Origin of the sequence: Microbispora sp. H11081, assembly GCF_012999535.1 — a bacterium.
Lineage (GTDB): Bacteria > Actinomycetota > Actinomycetes > Streptosporangiales > Streptosporangiaceae > Microbispora.
On sequence record NZ_JABBWV010000002.1, the window covers coordinates 922,631 to 940,955 of the forward strand.

General features: G+C 71.0%; 21 protein-coding genes. 9 read left to right on the plus strand and 12 right to left on the minus strand.

Features of this window, described 5'->3' with window-relative positions:
• Positions 1 to 15: 15 nt before the first annotated feature.
• Complete coding sequence (locus tag HHX31_RS09300) at positions 16 to 822, minus strand: HPF/RaiA family ribosome-associated protein (RefSeq protein WP_169947031.1); 807 nt, start codon at positions 820 to 822, stop codon at positions 16 to 18.
• A 100-nt stretch (positions 823 to 922) separates the two neighbouring features.
• Complete coding sequence (locus tag HHX31_RS09305; RefSeq protein WP_169947033.1) at positions 923 to 1,342, minus strand: CBS domain-containing protein; 420 nt, start codon at positions 1,340 to 1,342, stop codon at positions 923 to 925.
• Between the two features lie 71 nt (positions 1,343 to 1,413).
• Between HHX31_RS09305 and HHX31_RS35585 the strand changes: the two genes are divergently transcribed.
• The 6 genes from HHX31_RS35585 (at position 1,414) to HHX31_RS09335 (ending at position 5,544) form a co-directional block, all read left to right on the plus strand.
• The gene (locus tag HHX31_RS35585) at positions 1,414 to 1,605 is read left to right on the plus strand and encodes an SPFH domain-containing protein (protein ID WP_169947035.1); all 192 of its coding nucleotides are present in this window, start codon (positions 1,414 to 1,416) and stop codon (positions 1,603 to 1,605) included.
• Positions 1,563 to 1,733 carry a hypothetical protein gene (locus HHX31_RS09315; protein ID WP_169945649.1) on the plus strand — a complete coding sequence of 57 codons (171 nt, stop codon included), beginning with the start codon at positions 1,563 to 1,565 and terminating at the stop codon, positions 1,731 to 1,733. The genes HHX31_RS35585 and HHX31_RS09315 overlap by 43 nt, the downstream gene beginning before the upstream one ends.
• A gap of 172 nt (positions 1,734 to 1,905) precedes the next feature.
• On the plus strand, positions 1,906 to 2,931 hold the full coding sequence (pdhA, locus tag HHX31_RS09320; protein ID WP_169947037.1) for a pyruvate dehydrogenase (acetyl-transferring) E1 component subunit alpha: 1,026 nt from the start codon (positions 1,906 to 1,908) through the stop codon (positions 2,929 to 2,931).
• Positions 2,928 to 3,905 (plus strand): alpha-ketoacid dehydrogenase subunit beta, encoded by a 978-nt coding sequence (locus HHX31_RS09325; protein ID WP_211589409.1) that lies wholly within the window; start codon positions 2,928 to 2,930, stop codon positions 3,903 to 3,905. The genes pdhA and HHX31_RS09325 overlap by 4 nt, the downstream gene beginning before the upstream one ends.
• A complete protein-coding gene (locus tag HHX31_RS09330; RefSeq protein WP_211589410.1) occupies positions 3,902 to 5,302 on the plus strand; it encodes a 2-oxo acid dehydrogenase subunit E2 in 1,401 nt (466 codons plus the stop codon). Before HHX31_RS09325 ends, HHX31_RS09330 begins: the two co-directional genes overlap by 4 nt.
• Positions 5,303 to 5,346: 44 nt before the next feature.
• The gene (locus HHX31_RS09335) at positions 5,347 to 5,544 is read left to right on the plus strand and encodes an acyl carrier protein (RefSeq protein ID WP_211589411.1); all 198 of its coding nucleotides are present in this window, start codon (positions 5,347 to 5,349) and stop codon (positions 5,542 to 5,544) included.
• Between the two features lie 21 nt (positions 5,545 to 5,565).
• Here the strand turns inward: HHX31_RS09335 and acsA are convergent, their stop codons facing one another.
• Both acsA and HHX31_RS09345 read right to left on the minus strand, forming a co-directional pair.
• Entirely contained in the window at positions 5,566 to 7,350 is a 1,785-nt protein-coding gene (gene acsA / locus HHX31_RS09340) for an acetate--CoA ligase (protein WP_169947041.1), read from the minus strand.
• A 238-nt stretch (positions 7,351 to 7,588) separates the two neighbouring features.
• Entirely contained in the window at positions 7,589 to 8,899 is a 1,311-nt protein-coding gene (locus HHX31_RS09345) for a phosphoribosyltransferase family protein (RefSeq protein ID WP_169947323.1), read from the minus strand.
• Positions 8,900 to 9,044: 145 nt separating this feature from the next.
• On the opposite strand from HHX31_RS09345, the gene HHX31_RS09350 reads away from it, so the two are divergent.
• The 3 genes from HHX31_RS09350 to HHX31_RS09360 all read left to right on the plus strand — a co-directional run bounded on the left by HHX31_RS09350 (position 9,045) and on the right by HHX31_RS09360 (position 11,930).
• On the plus strand, positions 9,045 to 9,869 hold the full coding sequence (locus HHX31_RS09350; protein WP_169947043.1) for a rhodanese-like domain-containing protein: 825 nt from the start codon (positions 9,045 to 9,047) through the stop codon (positions 9,867 to 9,869).
• Between the two features lie 150 nt (positions 9,870 to 10,019).
• Positions 10,020 to 10,238 (plus strand): universal stress protein, encoded by a 219-nt coding sequence (locus tag HHX31_RS09355; protein WP_169947045.1) that lies wholly within the window; start codon positions 10,020 to 10,022, stop codon positions 10,236 to 10,238.
• Between the two features lie 198 nt (positions 10,239 to 10,436).
• Complete coding sequence (locus HHX31_RS09360) at positions 10,437 to 11,930, plus strand: AAA family ATPase (protein ID WP_169947046.1); 1,494 nt, start codon at positions 10,437 to 10,439, stop codon at positions 11,928 to 11,930.
• 273 nt (positions 11,931 to 12,203) lie between these two features.
• On the opposite strand, the gene HHX31_RS09365 is transcribed toward HHX31_RS09360, so the two are convergent.
• From HHX31_RS09365 to HHX31_RS09400, 8 genes are all read right to left on the minus strand, one after another.
• The gene (locus HHX31_RS09365) at positions 12,204 to 13,088 is read right to left on the minus strand and encodes a universal stress protein (RefSeq protein WP_169947048.1); all 885 of its coding nucleotides are present in this window, start codon (positions 13,086 to 13,088) and stop codon (positions 12,204 to 12,206) included.
• A gap of 49 nt (positions 13,089 to 13,137) precedes the next feature.
• Complete coding sequence (locus HHX31_RS09370; protein WP_169947050.1) at positions 13,138 to 13,431, minus strand: dsRBD fold-containing protein; 294 nt, start codon at positions 13,429 to 13,431, stop codon at positions 13,138 to 13,140.
• Positions 13,432 to 13,440: 9 nt separating this feature from the next.
• Positions 13,441 to 13,650 (minus strand): DUF1918 domain-containing protein, encoded by a 210-nt coding sequence (locus tag HHX31_RS09375; protein ID WP_169947052.1) that lies wholly within the window; start codon positions 13,648 to 13,650, stop codon positions 13,441 to 13,443.
• Positions 13,651 to 13,932: 282 nt separating this feature from the next.
• Entirely contained in the window at positions 13,933 to 14,562 is a 630-nt protein-coding gene (locus tag HHX31_RS09380; protein WP_169947054.1) for a V-type ATP synthase subunit D, read from the minus strand.
• Positions 14,559 to 15,932, minus strand: coding sequence for a V-type ATP synthase subunit B (locus HHX31_RS09385; protein ID WP_169947055.1), 1,374 nt, complete (start codon positions 15,930 to 15,932; stop codon positions 14,559 to 14,561). The genes HHX31_RS09380 and HHX31_RS09385 overlap by 4 nt, the downstream gene beginning before the upstream one ends.
• Positions 15,929 to 17,605 carry a V-type ATP synthase subunit A gene (locus tag HHX31_RS09390; RefSeq protein ID WP_211589412.1) on the minus strand — a complete coding sequence of 559 codons (1,677 nt, stop codon included), beginning with the start codon at positions 17,603 to 17,605 and terminating at the stop codon, positions 15,929 to 15,931. Before HHX31_RS09390 ends, HHX31_RS09385 begins: the two co-directional genes overlap by 4 nt.
• Complete coding sequence (locus tag HHX31_RS09395) at positions 17,593 to 18,105, minus strand: V-type ATP synthase subunit E family protein (protein WP_169947057.1); 513 nt, start codon at positions 18,103 to 18,105, stop codon at positions 17,593 to 17,595. Before HHX31_RS09395 ends, HHX31_RS09390 begins: the two co-directional genes overlap by 13 nt.
• The gene (locus HHX31_RS09400) at positions 18,102 to 18,320 is read right to left on the minus strand and encodes a V-type ATP synthase subunit F (protein WP_211589413.1); all 219 of its coding nucleotides are present in this window, start codon (positions 18,318 to 18,320) and stop codon (positions 18,102 to 18,104) included. The genes HHX31_RS09395 and HHX31_RS09400 overlap by 4 nt, the downstream gene beginning before the upstream one ends.
• Positions 18,321 to 18,325: the final 5 nt, after the last annotated feature.

Genomic DNA, 18,325 nt, shown 5'->3' on the forward strand with positions numbered 1-18,325 from the left:
CAGCGGGGACGCCGGTCAGCCGCTGGGCGTGATGAGTCCGTAGTGGCCGTCGTAGCGGTGGTAGACGACGTTGCCCCGGCCCGTCCGCCTGTCGGCGAAGAACACGAAGGGCAGACCGCTCGTCTCAAGCCGGGCCGTGGCCTCCTCCAGTGTGTGAACCGGTGCGGGCGTGGTGCTGACGGTGAGCGGTACGGACACCGGGCCCAGACGATCGGGACGGGGCGACACCTGCGCCAGCCGGTATCCCTCTCCGCTGCGGTAGATGACGCTGTCCTGCCCGGTGTCCACCTCCCGGAACAGGTGGAAGTCGTAGTCGAGCTGCTCCATGTCGAAGGCGGCCTCGTCCGGGGTCGCCCAGGCGAGTTCGTACGCCTTGTGCCGTACGACCTGCCGCTCGCCGGGTGGTCGGGGGAAGTGGGGCAGCGGGTGGCGAGGCGGGCTCGAACGCCGCCACTCCTGGTCGACGTCCAGGGGATATCCCCCGCGCAGGTCCTCCCAGTCCCGGGACGTACGGCGCAGCCGGACCCGGAGCCTGTCCTCCAGGAGGCGGATGGCCTGGTGCATGTGCTCGCCGACCGCCTGGGCCCGGACGAGCCGACCGTTCACGTCGAGGTTGGCCTGGGCGACGCAGGGACGGGGGACGGCCGGGTCGGCCGAGACGCCGAGCTTCACCCGGGCGTAGAGCACCGGTTCGTGCGCGAGCGCGGTGAGGCCCGCGACCGTCTCGCGGGCCTCGTCGGCCGAACCGGCCGGGACCGATCCTCTGGTCTCCACCTGTACCTCGGAAGGATCGAGCGCGCTCCCCGGAGAACGGCGGTCCATACCCGGTCACCTCCGCCATCGGCCGCGTCGTCGGCCTGGTTCCAGCCTGCACCGCGTCATCGAGCGCAACTCCGGTCAGCGGAGGTGCGGCCGCCGCCGGTCAGTCGAGCGCGTAGACGCGGTGGACGAACTCCGCGAGCTTGCTGTCCGGCAACTCCTTGGCCAGATCGGCCTCGCTGATGATGCCGACCAGACGATGACGCGCGATCACAGGCAGGCGCTTGATGTGGTGCTCCTCCATCGCGAACAGCGCCTCCTCCACGCTGGCGTCGGCATCGACCCACACCAGGCCACGGGCCAGTTCGCCGGCGGTCGTCCGGTCGATGTCCATGCCGTGCGCGCAGCACTTGACCACGATGTCGCGGTCGGTGATGATCCCCTTGAGCCGGTCGTCGTCCCCGCAGATGGGCAGCGCACCGACTCCCAGGTCGGCCATCATCTGCGTGGCGGTACGCAGCGTTTCGTGTTCACCGATGCACTGAACGCCTTCGTGCATCACGTCCCGTGCCTTCTTGCCCATATCCGTTACGCTCATCGGTGCCCCCGACACACTCGATGACTCGCGTCCCGGCCCTTATACCCACCCTGGCCATGAGCATCAGCCGACGCCATCTCGGCATTGCCATCGTGCGGCAGTACGAGCGAGGTGTGGTGTTCCGGCTCGGCAGGGTCCGCGACGTCCGCGATCCCGGTGTGCGGTTCATGATCCCCCTGGTCGACCGCATGCCGAAGGTGACACCTTGGCCCTGGTCTACGACGTGTCACACAACCTGGCCAAGGTGAAGAACACGACGGGAAGCGCCTGTGCCTGCCGCGTCCAGAGCCGCCACCAGGCCGCGTACTCCACCAGAGGACGGGAACTGCGGACGTGGCTGGAGGGCCGGGGCATCGCCGTGCGCGGATCCTCGTGACTCACCGTCGTCCAGCACTTCCTGTCCGATCCGCGCATTGCCCCTATCTGTGGGTAAGGACGCCAGGTAGAGGGTGAACAGCGAGATGCCTGATCAATTATTCCCGGACGAGGTGCGGCCTGGACCCGGAGCCAGACGGTCGAGGCGAGCAACCGCGCATGAGGACGGACCTATGGCTGGAAAGAAGAGCGCGCGGGCCGAGTCGCATCGGGACCTGTTGCGCCAGATGCTGCGCGTCAGGCGGTTCGAGGAACGCTGTGTCGAGCTGTACAGCGGCGAGAAGATCCGCGGATTCATGCACCTCTACATCGGGGAGGAGGCGGTGGCCGCGGGCGTCTGCCACGCGCTGGCCACGGACGACGTGGTCGTCTCCACCTACCGGGAACACGGGCACGCGCTCATCCGCGGAGTGCCCGCCTCAACGATCATGGCCGAGATGTACGGCAAGGTCACGGGGTGCAGCCGGGGGCGCGGCGGCTCGATGCACATCTTCGACGTCGCCCGCCGCTTCTACGGCGGCAATGCGATCGTCGGCGGCGGACTTCCCCTGGCGATCGGGCTCGCCCTCGCCGACAAACTGCGGGACCGCAACCGGCTGACCGTGTGTTTCTTCGGCGACGGCGCCATGGCCGAGGGCGAGTTCCACGAATGCCTCAATCTCGCGGCGCTCTGGCGGCTGCCGGTGCTGTTCGCCTGCGAGAACAACCTCTACGCGATGGGCACCGCGCTGGCCAAGTCCCACGCCCAGACCGATCTGGCCCTTCGCGCGGCGGGATACGGCGTCGCGGCGTGGCAGGTGGACGGGATGAACGTGCTGGCGGTCGCCGACGCGGCGACCCGGGCGGCCGAAGCGATCCGTGCCGGGGCCGGACCGTATTTCGTGGAGTTGCGCACCTACCGCTTCCGCGCCCACTCGATGTACGACCCAGACCGTTACCGGAGCAAGGAGGAGATCGAGCAGTGGAAGAAGCGCGACCCCATCGATGCCCTCGTCGCCTCGATGAAGGCGGAACGCGAGATCACGAACGACGATCTCGCCGTGCTGGAGAAGGAGATATCAGCGGAGATCGACCAGGCCGTCGCCTTCGCTGAGCAGGCGCCGGTCGAGCCCGTGGAGGATCTCTCCCGTTTCGTCTACAGCGAGACGCCCCTGGCGAGCGGCGGCGCGCGCGGGGGGACGGTGGAGGCGGCGTCGTGAGCGCGGCGACGACCACCTATCGCGAGGCCATGCGGGAGGCGATCCGCGAGGCCCTGCGCCGCGATGACCGCGTGTTCCTGATGGGCGAGGACGTGGGCGCGTACGGGGGCTGCTTCGCGGTGAGTCTGGGCCTGCTGGAGGAATTCGGCCCCGAGCGTATCCGGGACACCCCGCTGTCGGAGGCCGCCTTCGTCGGCGCGAGCATCGGTGCGGCGCTGGGCGGGATGCGCCCCATCGTCGAGATCATGACGGTGAACTTCAGCCTGCTGGCCCTCGACCAGATCCTCAACAACGCCGCGACGCTCCTGCACATGTCGGGCGGGCAGTTGAACGTCCCGCTGGTGATCCGGATGACCACCGGAGCCGGACGGCAACTCGCCGCGCAGCATTCGCACAGCCTCGAAGGCTGGTACGCCCACATTCCGGGCCTGCGGATCCTCGCACCCGCGACGATCGAGGACGCCCGCAACATGCTCTGGCCGGCCCTGGAGGACCCCGACCCCGTACTGATCTTCGAACACGGCTCGCTGTACGGCATGTCGGGGCAGCCGCGCCCCGGCCCGGTGGACATCACCTCCGCCGCGCTCCGGCGTTCCGGCAAGGACATCACACTGATCGCCTACGGCGGCACGACCGGGAAGGCACTGGCGGCCGCCGACGCGCTCTCCGCCGAAGGCATCGAGGCGGACGTGATCGACCTGCGCGTCCTGCGCCCGCTCGACGACGCCACGATCGTGGAGTCGGTCGGCAACACGCATCGGGCCGTCATAGTGGACGAGGGGTGGCGGTCGGGCAGCCTGTCGGCCGAGATCGGCACCCGCATCGTGGAGCAGGCCTTCTACCAGTTGGACGCGCCGATCCAGCGGGTCTGCACAGCGGAGGTCCCCGTTCCCTACGCCCGCCACCTGGAGGAGGCCGCCCTCCCCCAGGTGCCGTCGATCGTCGCCGCCGCGCGAGAGGCGGTCGCCTCATGAACGAGCGCGCGGAGTTCGTGATGCCTTCGCTCGGTGCGGACATGGAGTCGGGCGCGGTCGCCGAGTGGCTGGTCAAGCCAGGGGATCGGGTGCGCAAGGGTGACGTCATCGCGGTGATAGACACCGACAAGGCCACGATCGAGGTCGAGTCGTTTCACACGGGGACGGTCGAGAGTCTCCTGGTGGGGACCGGTCGGCGGGTGCCCGTCGGTACGGCCCTCGCCGTCATCGTCGGCACCCCGCCCGCTGCCGAACCGGTGTCTCCCGAGCCGGTGCCGGCTCGGCCCCTGAGGAAGCGGGCGCGCCCACGACGGCCGACGCCGGCGCGCCTGCCGACGCCAAACGCGCCGCACGTTCCGTCACCGGTCGCCTCACCCCTGGTGCGGCATCTGGCCGAGCAACGCGGAGTGGACATCGCCCGCGTACGGGGGACGGGTCCGCACGGACGGGTGACCCGCGCGGACGTCGAGCATGTGGAGCCCCCACCGCAGGCCAAGGTCTCGCCGCGGGCCAAGGCCTCGCCGCTGGCGCGCAGGCTCGCCGCGCAGTTCGGCGTCGACCTCGCCGACGTCCACGGCACGGGGCGCGCCGGAGCGATCCGCGCCCAGGATGTGCGGGAGGCGGCCGAACGGGGTGCCGGGCCACGGCCGCCCGAGGCGGTGGAGGAGGCCGCCCGTCCGCCTGCCGAGCCGGTGGAGGTGCGAGCCGTACCGGAGGCTGACCTGGAACGCCGGCGGGAGGCGATGCGCCAGGCGATCGCGAGGGCGATGGCCAAGTCGAAACGGGAGATTCCGCACTACTACCTGAGCGCAACGGTGGACCTCACCGGCGCGCTCGCATGGTTGCGCGAGCGCAACCGCGATCTGCCGGTCTCACGTCGGCTGCTCCCCGCGGCCCTGCTCCTCAAGGCGGCCGCCCGCGCCGCCGCCGAGGTGCCGAGGTTGAACGGCTTCTGGGTCGACGATGCCTTCGTACCCGGGAAGGCCGTGCATCTGGGGGTGGCGATCTCCCTCAAAGGCGGCGGCCTGATCGCCCCGGCCCTGCACGACGCGGCCCGCCTCGCGATCGAGGATCTCATGGCCGCTCTGAAAGACCTGGTCTCCCGGGCGCGTACAGGGCGGCTGCGCGGTGCCGAGATGACCGAGGCCACCATCACCGTCACCAACCTCGGTGACCAGGGAGTCGAAGCGGTGCACGGCGTCATCTACCCACCGCAGGTGGCCCTGGTGGGTTTCGGGAAGATCCTCGATCGCCCGTGGGCCGTCGACGGGCTGCTGGGCGTCCGGCCGCTGGTGACCGTCACCCTGGCCGCCGATCACCGGGCGACCGACGGCTACACCGGCGGGCGGTTCCTCGGCATCGTCGACCGGCTACTCAACCAGCCGGAAACGCTATGACGCCGCAACAAGCCCGGGAACTCATCACGAGCGCGTTGAGCCAGGTGGCACCGGACACGGACCCGGCGGCGCTGCCGCGGGACGCCGACATCCGCGACGCCCTGGAGCTGGACTCGCTCGATTTTCTCACCTACGTGCAGACGCTGAGCGAATCCAGCGGATGCCGGATCGAGGAGGACGACTACCCGGCCTTCGCCACCATCGCCGGCGGAGCGGACTTCCTCGCCGTCCACGCGACGTGAGCAGCCGGTCCTTAATGGCTGTCACGGTGCGCTACCTTCGTGGCGTTCGAGGGTCGAGATATCCCCTGTGGGGAGTCCGAGCTCCCGAGCCTTGAGCAGGCGGCGCATGACCTTGCCGCTGCGTGTGTGCGGCAGGCTCTGGTCGAAACACAGCTCCTTCGGAGCGACCGCGCCGAGGCGGCGCCGGCCGAAGGCGATCAGCTCCAGCCGAAGCCTCTCGGTCGGCTCGAAGCCGGTGTTGAGCGTGACGAAGGCCTTCACCAGTTCGCCGGCCACCGGGTCGGGCTTGCCGATCACACCCGCCTCGGCCACGGCGGGATGCTCCATCAGCACGCTCTCCACCTCGAACGGCCCGACGAGATGCCCCGCCGACTTGATCACATCGTCCGACCTGCCGACGAACCAGAAGTAACCGTCCCGGTCCCTTCGCACAATGTCGCCGCTCAGATACCAGCCTCCGGCGAACGTCTTGCGGTACCTTTCCGGGTTCCCGAGATAGGCGCGGAACATCGAGGGCCAGCCGGGGCGGAGTGCGAGTTCTCCCTCGATGTCGGGCTCCTCCACCACCCGCACCTCGCCGTCGACGACGCGGGCTCTCCCGTCCGCGCCTCTTTTCAGCACGGTCGCCTCGATGCCGGGCAGTGGACGGCCCATGGAGCCCGGCTTGATGTCCATCGCGGCGAAATTGCTGATCATGATGGCACCGGTCTCGGTCTGCCACCAGTTGTCGTGGATCGGCAGGCCGAGCGCGCGCGGCCCCCACACCACCACCTCGGCGTTGAGCGGCTCCCCCACGCTGGCGACGAAGCGCAGCCCGGACAGGTCGTACTCGCCCGGAAGGGTGTCGCCATGACGCATGAGCATGCGCAGCGCCGTCGGGGCGGTGTACCAGACGGTGACCTGCTGATCCTGAAGGACGCGGCACCAGCGCCGCGCGTCGAACTCCCCCGCGTCCGTGACGAGAGTGGCTCCCAGGCTGAGCGGCGCGATGACTCCGTACGACATTCCTGTGACCCAGCCGGGGTCGGCGGTGCACCAGAAGACGTCGGAGGAGCGAAGGTCGAGGGCGTAGGTGGCGGTGACGCGGTGTGCGACCACTGCCTCGTGTACGTGGACGGCGCCTTTGGGTGTGCCGGTCGTCCCACTGGTGAAGTGGAGCAGCGCCATGTCTTCCGGGTCGGTGGAGGGAATCTCGAACTCCGCTGACGCCTCGGCCATCGATCCCCGCAGGGACACGGTGCCCTGAGGCGGGGGAGCATCGCCGGTGACCAGCACGTGCCTCAGACCGGGCAGCGACTCGCGGATCACGGCGACCTTCCGGGCGTAGAGCTCCGGGGTGGTCACCAGGACACGCCCGTCGCCGAGGCGTAACCGCTCGCGGATCGGTTCGGGGCCGAAGGCGGAGAACAACGGGCACAGCACGCTCAGGTTCTTCAGCGTCCCCAGGACCGCGACATAAAGATCAGGAACCCGGCCGAGCAGCGTGAACACCCGTTCGCCCTTGCCCACCCCCATGCCGCGCAGCACGTTGGCGAAGCGGTTGGTGGCGGAGCGGAGATCCTCGTAGGTCATCTCGGTGACGGTGTCGTCCCTGCCGACGCACCGAAGCGCCACGTGATCGCTTCGCGGCGTGCCCACGTGGCGGTCCACGGCCTCGTAGGCGATGTTCAGCCCCCGGCCCTCGGGCAGGCCGGACACGGATCGCCGCGCCGTCTGCCAGGAGAAGCCATGGCACTCGCGTTCGTAGTCCGTCAGATTGGACCGCGCCGCCTCCTGTCCTGTTTTCCGTATCGGCTCCCAGGTCATCGCGGCCTCCTCCTCAGTTGCGCTGAGCCTCCGCTGCGGCGTGAATCTGGCTCATCACGCACCCGTAGGAGCGGAAATCCCCTCTGACACGGACGGAAAACCCGCCATCCCTGTCGGCGAGACGTCTGGACGACGGGCGGAAGGTCAGGGCCGGGCACACAGCCTGGATTTCAGCGAAGGCCACGGCGGCCTTGCCACCTTCGCGGCTGCCCGGTCTTCGCAGCCGAGGCTGGCGACCTCATGCGGCATGGAGCGTGAAGTGGTCGGTGAACCAGTCGCAGGCGAGGTGGGCGACCGTCTCGAGCGCTCCCGGCTCCTCGAACAGGTGCGTTGCGCCGGGAATGACCTGAAGCGAGCTTTCGCAGCGCAACCGCTCCTGGGCCGCCCGGTTGAGACCGAGCACCACGGTGTCGCGGCCTCCCACGATCAGCAGGGTGGGGGCGCGCACCTCACCGAGACGGGGCTCAGCGAGGTCAGGCCGGCCGCCGCGGGACACGATGGCCGCGATCTCCCTGCCAGGTTCGGCTGCCGCCCACAGCGCTGCCGCCGCGCCGGTGCTCGCACCGAAGTAGCCGGTCGGAAGCCCCGCCAACCTGCGCTGACAACCTACCCAGCCGGTCACCTGGACGAGCCTGCCCGCCAGCAGCCCGATATCGAACACGTTGCCGCGGTCGATCTCCTCCTGCGCGGTGAGTAGATCGAACAGCAGCGTTCCCAGACCCGCATGGTTGAGTGCGGTCGCGACGTACCGGTTTCGGGGGCTGTGCCGGCTGCTGCCGCTGCCGTGCACGAAAACCACGACACCTGGCGCCTTCGGAGGGACGACCAGCCGGCCGGGGAGCCGGACCGGCCCGGCGTCCACCTCCACATCCTCGGCGAGACCCTGCGGATCAGACCCTGCGGTGGCCTCATGTCGGGACGCGGCCCGCCGCAGCAACTCGACGACCTGCTCGTCGGTGGTCTGGGAGAAATCGTGATACCAGAAGCCGATCGCGTAGAGGTGGTCGGGGACGTCAAGGCAAATCACCTCGTCGGCGTCCTCGCGCAGACTCTCGACCGTCTCCCGCGCCCCCACCGGCACCGCGAGCACCAGCCGTGAAGCGCCACGCGCGCGTGCGACCTGGCAGGCGGCACGAGCCGTTCCCCCGGTCGCGATCCCGTCATCGACCACGATCACCGTACGGCCCGAAAGGTCCGCGGGCGGGCGGTGACCGCGGAAACGCCGGGCCCGGCGCTCGACTTCGGCCCGCTCGCGCTCCTCCACAGCGGACATCTCCGCTTGTCTGAGATGCGCAAGCCGTACGACATCGCGGTTGACGACGCCTACCCCACCCTCGCCGACGGCGCCGAATCCCAGCTCCGGCTGGTATGGCACCCCGAGCTTGCGCACCACGATCACGTCCAGCGGCGCGCCGAGCGTCTGGGCCACCTCGTACGCCACCGGTACCCCACCCCTGGGCAGCCCCAGGACGACCACATCCTCAGCCCCGGCACGCCGGCGCAACTCCTCGGCGAGCCGTACCCCCGCATCATGGCGATCAAGAAACATACGCCCACCCCCGGAACCACCGCTCAAGCGGCCATTCCCCGTGACCGCACAGGGCCTGGTCCTTGCGCCCATCCGTACCCACATTCCGCCGGTGTACGGGGGCGTGCGTCCATCACTGGGGAGCGGACATCGGCCCCATACCGTCGTGGGTCACAGCGTTCCCGGCGATTTTTCGCGCACGCCGGCCGGTTGGTGGCGCTGCCGCGACGACGGCGACAGGACGGCCCGCGACTTCTCAACCGGCATACTCTCCGTCCGCGGGGTACGGCCCCGCAACATGGTGCAGGTTGTCACTCGAGAAGCTGTGCAGGATCTTGTCTCAGCCGGGCGGGCTCAGCTGGTCGAGGTGCTCCCCAGGGAGCAGTACGAGTGGGCGCACCTCCCGTCTGCCGTCAACCACCCGATGCGGGATCTCGACGACCTGTCCGCCGCCACGCTGGACAGGTCTCGGCCGATCATCGTCTACTGCCACGACTGGCTCTGCGATCTGAGTCCCCGAGCGGCCCACCGCTTGGAGAGGCTGGGATTTGACTCCGTTCACGACTACTCGCCGGGCAAGATGGACTGGATCTCCGCCGATCTTCCCTATGAAGGGCACGCTGCCCTTGTGAGAGAACAGGTGCGTCGTGACCCGGTGATCGCTTACCTGGAGGATCCGCTCGTGGAAGTAGCGGACAGAGTCATCGCGGATCCGGCAGGGCTGGCAGTGGTGATCGACAGGGATGGCGTCGTTCACGGGGTGATCGGCTCGCTTGAGCTGATCGGCGCGGATCCCACGGCTACGGCCGAGCGTGTCATGCGCGTCGGCGTCACGACCACCCGTCCGAGCACAGAGGTCGCGCGGCTGGCCGAACACATGGATCACGCCAAGATCCGGCACGTCGTCGTGACCCGGGCAGATGGCACGCTCGTGGGTCTGTTCGGAGCCGGTGACCTCCGGGCGCCGGAGTCGGAGCCCGATCTCGGATAGCGGGAAACTCCGGCTGGTACTGCGCAGGCGAGGCCGCGACATGGACATCCCGCCCCTGACGGTGCGCCAGCCGGGGCACGGAGGCGGGCACAACTGCTGTTACAGCCTTACCTGCCGATCGTCGATCGGGAACGCGTGAGGGGTGACGGCATGGCAGAGCCTATCGTCGTGGGTGTCGACGGATCGACGCCCTCGCTTCAGGCAGCCGGCTGGGCCGGCCAGGAAGCCGCGCTCCGCGGTGCGCCGCTGCGGATCGTGTACGCGGCGCTGCGCTGGCCGTATTTCGTGCCACTCGTCCCGCAGCCGGCGAGCTGGGGACCCGATGCCGAGGCGGCTGCGCGGGCCGTGCTTGGGCTCCCTGCCCCGTAGCCGTCGTCCGGCAGACGAAAAAGGCGGCCGCGGTGAGATCACCGTTGGCGTCACCGGGCACCCCGATTGATCGTGGTCCATGACCGGCAGGGGCATCGCCGGGCCACAACCGAGGGGTGGAGCCGGTGCGCGGGGAATGTCTCCGGGAAGCAGACGTGGAGACGCCGTCCGGCACCGGCCGGGGACGGGGGCACCTCGATGAGGCCATGGGCGCAGGTCAAGGAGACGCACGCCGGGGTGGTGATCCTCCTCGGCGATCACGCTTTCAAGCTGAAGAAGCCCGTTGATCTGGACTTCCTGGACTTCACCACGCTGGAGGCCCGGCGGGCGATGTGCCACAAGGAGGTCGAGCTCAACCGCCGGCTGGCGCCGGACGTCTACGAAGGAGTGGCCGACGTGGCCGGTCCGGACGGACGGGTCCGGGAGCACCTCGTGGTGATGCGGCGTATGCCGGACGAACGCCGCCTGTCGGCGCTCGTCCGCGCGGGAGAACCGGTGGAGGACGCCGTGTGCCAGGTCGCGCGAATGATCGCGGGCATGCACGCCCGATCCCCGCACAGCCCCCGGATCGACGCACAAGGGGACGGGCAGGCGCTGCGATCACGCTGGACCGCCAGCTTCCGCGAGCTGCGGGCGCTGCCCGAGGCGGTGATCGACACCGAGGTCCTCGACGAGATCGAACGGCTCACGCTGCGCTTCCTCGGCGGCCGGGAACCGCTCTTCGCCCGCCGGGTCGCGGAAGGCCGGATCGTGGACGGCCACGGCGATCTGCTCGCCGACGACATCTTCTGCCTGGACGACGGGCCTCGGATCCTGGACTGCCTGGAATTCGACGACCTGCTCCGTTTCGTCGACGGCCTGGACGACGCCGCCTTCCTGGCCATGGACCTGGAGCGACTGGGCGCGCCTCGCCTGGCGGAGCTGTTCCTGCGCTGGTACGCCGAGTTCTCCGGCGACCCTTCGCCGCCCTCGCTGTGGCATCACTACGTCGCCTACCGGGCCTTCGTCCGCGCCAAGGTCGCCTGCCTGCGCCATGGACAGGGAGACACCGCAGCGGCGTGGAAGGCCCGGCGTCTGGCCGAGCTCACGCTGGGCCATCTCCAGGCGGGCGCGGTCACCATGGTCCTCGTCGGCGGGCTCCCGGGGACCGGCAAGTCGACCCTGGCCGCCGCCGTCGCCGACCGGCTCGGCTGCACGCTGCTGACCAGCGACCGTCTTCGCAAGGAACTCGCCGGCATATCGCCTCACCAGCCCGCGGCCGCCCCCTTCGGCGAAGGCATCTACCGCGCGGAGTTCACCCGACGGACCTACACCGAGCTGTTGTCCAGGGCCGAGAGGCTGCTCGGTCTCGGCGAGCCGGTCGTCGTCGACGCCTCCTGGACCGACGCCGCGCACCGCACCGCCGCGGTGTGCCTGGCTCGGCGTACTTCCGCCGATCTCCTGGCATTGTGCTGCACCGCCCCTCCGCGAGTGACCACCGAGCGGCTCGCGCGCCGCATCGGCGGGATATCGGACGCGGACCAGGCGATCGCCGCGGCGATGACGGCGACGATGGCGCCCTGGCCGGACGCGACCGAGATCGACACCGATGCGCCCACGGAACAGACACTGGAGCGGGCGATGACGGCGATCCACGCCCGGTGGGTCGGCGTGCCACGGCGGTTCCGGCGCCCCCGGATGGAGCCGGGCTGAACCACGACTGCGGCACCCACGGCGGCGGCCCCGGCCGGGTGTCCGAGAAGCACCCTGTGCGGGGCGGGTGGCCAGATCCCAGGAGGTCATCGCGTAGTGCACCGGATCCAGCGTGATGTCGCCCGCCTGAGGCTCGCTGTCCGCGGCGGCGAAGGGCGGTGGCGGATGTCACCAGCCCGGGAGAAGCAGGTCGCGGCGGAGATCCGCCAGGCGACCGAGGACGGCGGTTCGCACCGCGACATCGACATGAATTGCGGCTCAGTCGGCCCGGCGTCACCGTCCCGCCCCTGCTCGGCCGGGATGAAGGCCGCGCACGACGGCCACCGGTCCTTTCGCATGGTGGAGGACCGCGTGGCTGACCGAGCCGAGGCGGAGCCCGGGAAAGCCGCCACGTCCTCTGGCTCCGACGACGAGCAGTTCCGCGGCACCCGAGGCGTCGACCAGAACCGACGTGGGGACGCCTTCGATCACATCTTCGGCCACTGAAACGTCCGGGTACTTGGCCTTCCAACCCGCCAGCGACTCCGACAGAAGCCTGGCACCCTCCCGTTCGACCGCCGTCATGTCGTAGCGGACCGGGCGCATCTCCCTCGGGTACGCGGGGTGGGCCCAGGCGTGCACCGCACGCAGGCCGACCGAGCGCAGGGATGCCTCCTCGAACGCGAAGCCCACGGCGTCTACGGAGGCTTCCGAGCCGTCGACACCGACGACGATCCCAGATGGCCCGGAGCCGGTTCCAGTCCCGGGCACGATGACGACAGGGCACGCGGCGTGTTCCGCCATCTGGCGGCTCACCGAGCCGAGCAGCGACCGTGTGAAACCCCCAGTGCTGTGCGAGCCCAGCACCAGCAGGGCGGCGTCGGCCGCCTCCTGAAGGAGCGTGGCGGGGATGGGGCCGATCCCGAGCCTGCAGCCGACGTCGACGGATGCGAAGGTGCGGGCGCGGTCCTCGGCGATCCGGAGAACCTCCAGTCCTGCGGCCTCCGGCCGTGGCGCCTCCAGGCCGGGTTCGTGGGTCGCGACGTTGTACTCCCAGCGGACCGCGATGTGCACGATGCGCAACGGCAGATGCCTGCGCCCGGCTTCGGCGGCGGCCCAGTCCACAGCGCAAAGGGCCTGTGCCGATCCGTCCGCCCCGACCACGATGAGTTTGCTCATGGCGTGTCCTCCCGTCGCGAGCGTTGGTGGCCGATTCGGCGCAGATGCCTTATTCAGGCAGCTCCCAGGGCGGGTTCAGTTCGACCACTTCCCGGAGCGCGAGCTGCTGGGGGGCTATCTTCCTGACCGCGATCTGGTTGAGACAGTGGCTCAGCCTGGTCAGGGCTCTGGCCGTGGCGATCTCGTCGCCCACTTCGGGGATCGACCGGTCGTCTGGGCTGCGGTGAGCGTGACCGGCGCCCGTGACGTTGACTCCGTCGCCCGTGGTCAGCGTGGCGCAGGCGTAGGTCTCGTCGTCCTGCTCGGTGATGTCGATGCCGATGTTCCAGCGCTTGGTTGTCATCCTGCCTTGTCACCTACCGCGCTCTCCGTATTCGCGACGGTGCTCCACGTGGGCACCCGGGCCCGGGAAAATGAGAGTCTCGTGCTCCTCGTCCAACCACCTGACCACATATGGCGGGGTCCCGTCGCTGTGATGGAGGCCCGTGATGATGCCGGTGCGGCGAGGCCCGTCGAGGTGACGGCTCTCGATGATCAATCGGTCGCCGACTGCCGCTTTCATGGCTGCCTCATCTCTCCCGTAATGGGCTTGTTCGTCCCGCTGCCGACCGGGGTCTGCGGATCACGTGACGCGCCGGGGCGATCTCGCCTGGCCTCGGCCGGCAGCCGCGGATGGACGGCGCAGTGGCGAACCCCCTGTGCCAGCCTTGATGACGCTCAACGTGAGCATATGACTCACCCCGTTGCCGCTTTTCAGCCTGACTGGGTTCGCTCCTACTGCTTAGGGCAGGAGGTCCCTCGGCCGGGGGACCTCCGTACCGAGGGCGACGCCCTCCGAGGGCGGTCACCGCTCCTCCGGCCGCGCCGCCCGCGAGCCGATCGCGCGGCGGACCCGGGCGCCGTCGGCTCTTTCCATCTCGTCGAGGGCCAGCTCGACCTCGGTCAGCGCGGCCTCCAGGCGGGGCAGGACGTGGTCGCGGAGCGCGCGGATCCGGCGGCCGGTGGCCTCCTCCTCCGCGGCCACGATCCGTTCCGCCTCCTTGGCCGCGGCATGTTCGACGGCGGCGCGAAGCGCGTCGCGGCAGGCGTCCCTGGCCGGCCCGAGCGCCGCGGTCAGCGGGAGCGGGGCGGCCGGATCGTCCTCCTCCGGCGCCCGGAAGGAGGCGCGGCCGGGATAGCTCGTCCCCATCGCGTCCACCCGGTCCACCGACACCTCGGCGAGCCCGCCGCCTGCGGCGAGCCGGACCGCCCTCCGGCCGCCGAGCAGTGCCGCACGCAGCGACCAGGTGTCCGCGTCCCGGCAGGCCGCTTCCCATTCCCGGCCGGTGCGGGCCGCGTGGAGGGCGAGGCGCTCTCGCTCCCGCCGCAGGATCCGCAGCTTGCGGTCCAGCACGGCCAGTCCGCGCCGCAGTACGGCCAGGCGGCGCCTGAGCCACAGTCGCCCGGCTCTGCCGGGAGGGACGGGGAGCCTCATCCGTCCTCCCGGTAGCCCGCGTCCAGCGCTTCGGGCGACAGCATGGTCAGCTCCCTGCGCGGCAGGACGGAGACGACGTTCCAGGCGCGGTCGAAGGTCTCGTCCAGTGAGCGGGACTCGTCCTCCCGCTGCGCGAGCAGCCGGCGTTCGAACGCCTCCGCCAGGGCGAGATACCGGCGGTCGGCGGCGCTTAGTGCGCCTTCTCCGACGAGTTCGGCCAGCTCCCGTGCCTGCCGCGCGCGGGAGAGCGCGGCGGTGATCTGGGCGGCGAGATCGACGTGCTCGGGCCGCGTGCGACCCGGTCCCGCCCCCTCCCGCATCATCCGCGACAGCGACGAGAGCGGGTCGATGTGCGGGTAGGCGGAGACGTCCCCGGTCAGCAGGATCTGGCCTTCGGTGATGTAGCCGGTGAGGTCGGGCACCGGATGGGTGATGTCCCCCGCGGGCATGGTCAGCACCGGCAGCACGGTGACGGAGCCCGGCAGTCCTCGCACCCGCCCGCATCGTTCGTACAGGGAGGCGAGGTCGCTGTAGAGATAGCCGGGGTACGCCCGCCGGGCGGGAATCTCCCCGCGCGCGGCCGACACCTCCCGCAACGCCTCGCAGTAGCTGGTCATGTCGGCGAGCACCACCAGGACGTGGCGGCCCATCGTGAAGGCGAGATGCTCGGCGATGGTCAGGGCGAGCCGCGGGGTGAGGATCCGTTCGATCACCGGGTCGTCGGCGAGGTTCAGCAGCAGGGTCAGCTCCCCGGCGGCCGACCGTTCCTCCAGTCTGTCCCGTACGGCCGCCGCGTCGGGGTGGGTGAGGCCGATGGCGGCGAACACGACGGTGAACGGCCGGCCGCCGGCGCCCGCCTGGGCGGCGATCTGGGCGGCGAGTGCCAGATGAGGCAGTCCGCCGGTGGAGAAGACGGCGATCTTCTGACCGCGCACCAGCGTGGTCAGCAGGTCGATGGCGGAGATTCCGGTCAGCACCGGTTCCGACGGGGGTTCACGCAGGGTGGGATTGAGGGGGAAGCCGTTGACGGAGGCGTCGGCCGTCCCGGTGACCGGGGGGCCTCCGTCCAGCGGCCGTCCGGCGCCGTCGCAGACCCGCCCCAGCCAGCCGGGGCCGACGGGTATCCGCATCGGGCGGCCGGCGAAGGTCACCCGGGTGCCCTCGGCCCGGATTCCGGCGGTTCCCTCGAAGACCTGGACGACGGCCAGGTCGTGGTCGACCTCCAGGACGAGGCCGTGCCGGCGCTGCCCGGTCTCCAGTTCGATCGACGCGTACTCGTCCCAGCCCACGCCCTTGGTGCCGCGGACCATCACCAGCGGGCCGCGCAGCTCCGCCACGTCGGTGTACTCCAGAGGCGCCCAGACCGTCATCGCGATCTCCCCAATGCGTCCAGCACCGTGTCCCGCCTGGCCGTGATCTCTTCCTCCGGGGCCTCCTTGGCCCGGAGAACCGGGGAGAAGTCCTGCCCCTCGATCCACGCGACCGGCACCTGGTCCTCCACGAGGGCCTGGCAGCGGTCGACGACCGCGAGAAGCGCGTCGGCGAGCAGGGCCGTGCGTTCCGGCCGGCAGAAGCAGTCACGCGGGCTGAGCGCGCTCTGCCGCAGGAAGCCCTCCCGGATGAGGCGCCCGGCGAGCAGGACGACGCGCTCGTGGGCCGGGAGCGTCGCGGCGCCGAGCAGTTCGGCCAGCGCGGTGAGGCGGTCGGCCTCGGCGAGGATGCCGCTCACCCGGCCGCGCCGCTGGGCGGCGCCGGGGACCGCGGCCGTCATCGCGTCGGCGTCTCGGGCGAAGGAACCCGCCCAGGACACCGCCGGGTAGTGGCGGGCGTAGGCGAGGTCGCGGTCGAGCGTCCACAGGGAGCGGACGAACCGCTGGGTGTGCGCGGTCACCGGCTCCGTCATGTCCCCTCCGGGCGGGGAGACCGCGCCGATGACGGTGACCGATCCCGTGGCGCCGCCGAGCGTGGTCACCCTTCCGGCCCGCTCGTAGAAGGCCGCGAGCGCGGACGCGAGATCGGCGGGGTAGCCCTCCTCGGCGGGCAGCGCGCCACTGCGGGAGCCGAGTTCCCGCAGGGCCTCGGCCCACCGGGAGGTCGAGTCCGCGATGACCACGGCGTCGTAGCCCATGTCGCGGAAGTGCTCCGCCACGGTGACGCCCGTGTGGACGCTGGCCTCACGGGCCATCATCGGCATGTTCGAGGTGTTCGCGATCACCACGGTCCGGTCCGCCAGCCGGCCGCCGGTGCGCGGGTCGGTGAGCCGGCCCAGTTCCGCGACGACGTCGGCCATCTCGTTGCCGCGTTCTCCGCAGCCGACGTAGACGACCACGTCGGCGTCGCACCACTTCGCGATCTGCTGCAGCAGCACGGTCTTGCCGGTGCCGAAGCCGCCGGGAACGGCGACCGTGCCGCCCTTGGACACCGGCAGCAGCAGGTCGATGACCCGCTGCCCGGTGGTCAGGGGGACCGGCTCATCGCACCGGGACGCGTACGGCAGGGGCCGCCGCACCGGCTGCCGGCGTTCGAGGGTGACCTGGGCGCCGCCGACGACCGCGACGGGGTCCCCGGGGAGGCAGGGGCCCGGCTCCCGGATCCGTGAGACGACGCCGCCGGGCGAGAGCACCAGATAGGGCGGCGACGATCCGCTGCCGACGCTGCCGATCGGTGTGCCGCGTGCCGCCGTCCGGCCCTCCTCGACCAGGGGCCTGAACGAATAGGAGCCCCCGACACGGGCGGGCGGCGGAGCGGCGGGGTCCAGCCACATGCCCGCGCCGGTGAGCGGGCGGAGCAGGCCGTCGAACACGCCGCCGAGCAGGTGCGGGCCCAGCCGCGCCGACAGGGGCGAGCCCGCGCGCCCGGCAGGGTCGCCGGGGGCCAGCCCGCCGGTGTACTCGTACGCCTGGATGGTGGCGTGGTCGCCGCGCAGGGCGATGATCTCGCCGGGCAGGTTGTGGCGTCCGAGGGCGACCAGTTCGAACATCGCTGCTCCGGTCAGGCCCTCGACCTCGACGAGCGGGCCGTCGACCCGTGTCACGGTGCCCACAGGCGTTCCACCTCCGCTCCGAGCGCGTCGACGGCACGGCCGGCCAGTGCCTCCAGCGAGCAGTCGACGCGGCGGCCCGGTCCCTCCGCCACGACGCCGCCGCCGGGGTGCTCGCGCACCACCAGATCGTCGCCGCCCGCCTCGCGGGCCAGTTCCGCGAGGCGTTCGACGAGCCGCGGATAGCCGGGCTCGTCGCGGAGCGCCCGTACGGCCTCGCCCGCCCGCCTGCGCAGTTCCTCCAGGGCGTCCCGCCGGGCGGCCAGTTCCGTGCGGCGGGCCTGTCGCGCGCTTCGCGCGCGGGTGGCGGCCGAGTAGGCCTTCCCTTCGGCCTCCCCCTGCTCGCGGGCGGCGTCGATGATCTCGCGGGCCTGCCGTCGCGCGTCCTCGATGGTCTGGGCGGCGCCGCGCCGGGCCGCGTGGGTGACGGCGTCCGCGTCCTGCCGCGCCTGCCGCAGGAGGGCTTCGGCCACCGGCTCCAGCGCGTCCCGCAGCGCGATCATTCCGGCATCACCACCGTCAGCGGCCCGCCGTTCACCGCGCGGGCGACCTCGTCGCCCAGGGCCTCGGCCGCCCGTGGGGTGAGGACCACCACGGCCACGTGGGGCTCCAGGGTCCGCCAGGCCGCACGGACGGCCTCGGCGTCCTCGGCGGGGCGGACCAGGGCGCCCGCGAGGCCGAAGGCGGCCACGCGGACGGCCTCCCCGATGACCGTCACGGTTC

Bases quoted from the DNA above. Each gene is read 5' to 3' on its own strand.
- HHX31_RS09300 (WP_169947031.1), bottom strand. From the start codon at position 822: ATGGACCGCCGTTCTCCGGGGAGCGCGCTCGATCCTTCCGAGGTACAG.
- HHX31_RS09305 (WP_169947033.1), bottom strand. From the start codon at position 1,342: ATGGGCAAGAAGGCACGGGACGTGATGCACGAAGGCGTTCAGTGCATC.
- HHX31_RS35585 (WP_169947035.1), top strand. From the start codon at position 1,414: ATGAGCATCAGCCGACGCCATCTCGGCATTGCCATCGTGCGGCAGTAC.
- pdhA (WP_169947037.1), top strand. From the start codon at position 1,906: ATGGCTGGAAAGAAGAGCGCGCGGGCCGAGTCGCATCGGGACCTGTTG.
- HHX31_RS09330 (WP_211589410.1), top strand. From the start codon at position 3,902: ATGAACGAGCGCGCGGAGTTCGTGATGCCTTCGCTCGGTGCGGACATG.
- acsA (WP_169947041.1), bottom strand. From the start codon at position 7,350: ATGACCTGGGAGCCGATACGGAAAACAGGACAGGAGGCGGCGCGGTCC.
- HHX31_RS09345 (WP_169947323.1), bottom strand. From the start codon at position 8,899: ATGTTTCTTGATCGCCATGATGCGGGGGTACGGCTCGCCGAGGAGTTG.
- HHX31_RS09355 (WP_169947045.1), top strand. From the start codon at position 10,020: ATGGCAGAGCCTATCGTCGTGGGTGTCGACGGATCGACGCCCTCGCTT.
- HHX31_RS09360 (WP_169947046.1), top strand. From the start codon at position 10,437: ATGAGGCCATGGGCGCAGGTCAAGGAGACGCACGCCGGGGTGGTGATC.
- HHX31_RS09365 (WP_169947048.1), bottom strand. From the start codon at position 13,088: ATGAGCAAACTCATCGTGGTCGGGGCGGACGGATCGGCACAGGCCCTT.
- HHX31_RS09370 (WP_169947050.1), bottom strand. From the start codon at position 13,431: ATGACAACCAAGCGCTGGAACATCGGCATCGACATCACCGAGCAGGAC.
- HHX31_RS09375 (WP_169947052.1), bottom strand. From the start codon at position 13,650: ATGAAAGCGGCAGTCGGCGACCGATTGATCATCGAGAGCCGTCACCTC.
- HHX31_RS09380 (WP_169947054.1), bottom strand. From the start codon at position 14,562: ATGAGGCTCCCCGTCCCTCCCGGCAGAGCCGGGCGACTGTGGCTCAGG.
- HHX31_RS09385 (WP_169947055.1), bottom strand. From the start codon at position 15,932: ATGACGGTCTGGGCGCCTCTGGAGTACACCGACGTGGCGGAGCTGCGC.
- HHX31_RS09395 (WP_169947057.1), bottom strand. From the start codon at position 18,105: ATGATCGCGCTGCGGGACGCGCTGGAGCCGGTGGCCGAAGCCCTCCTG.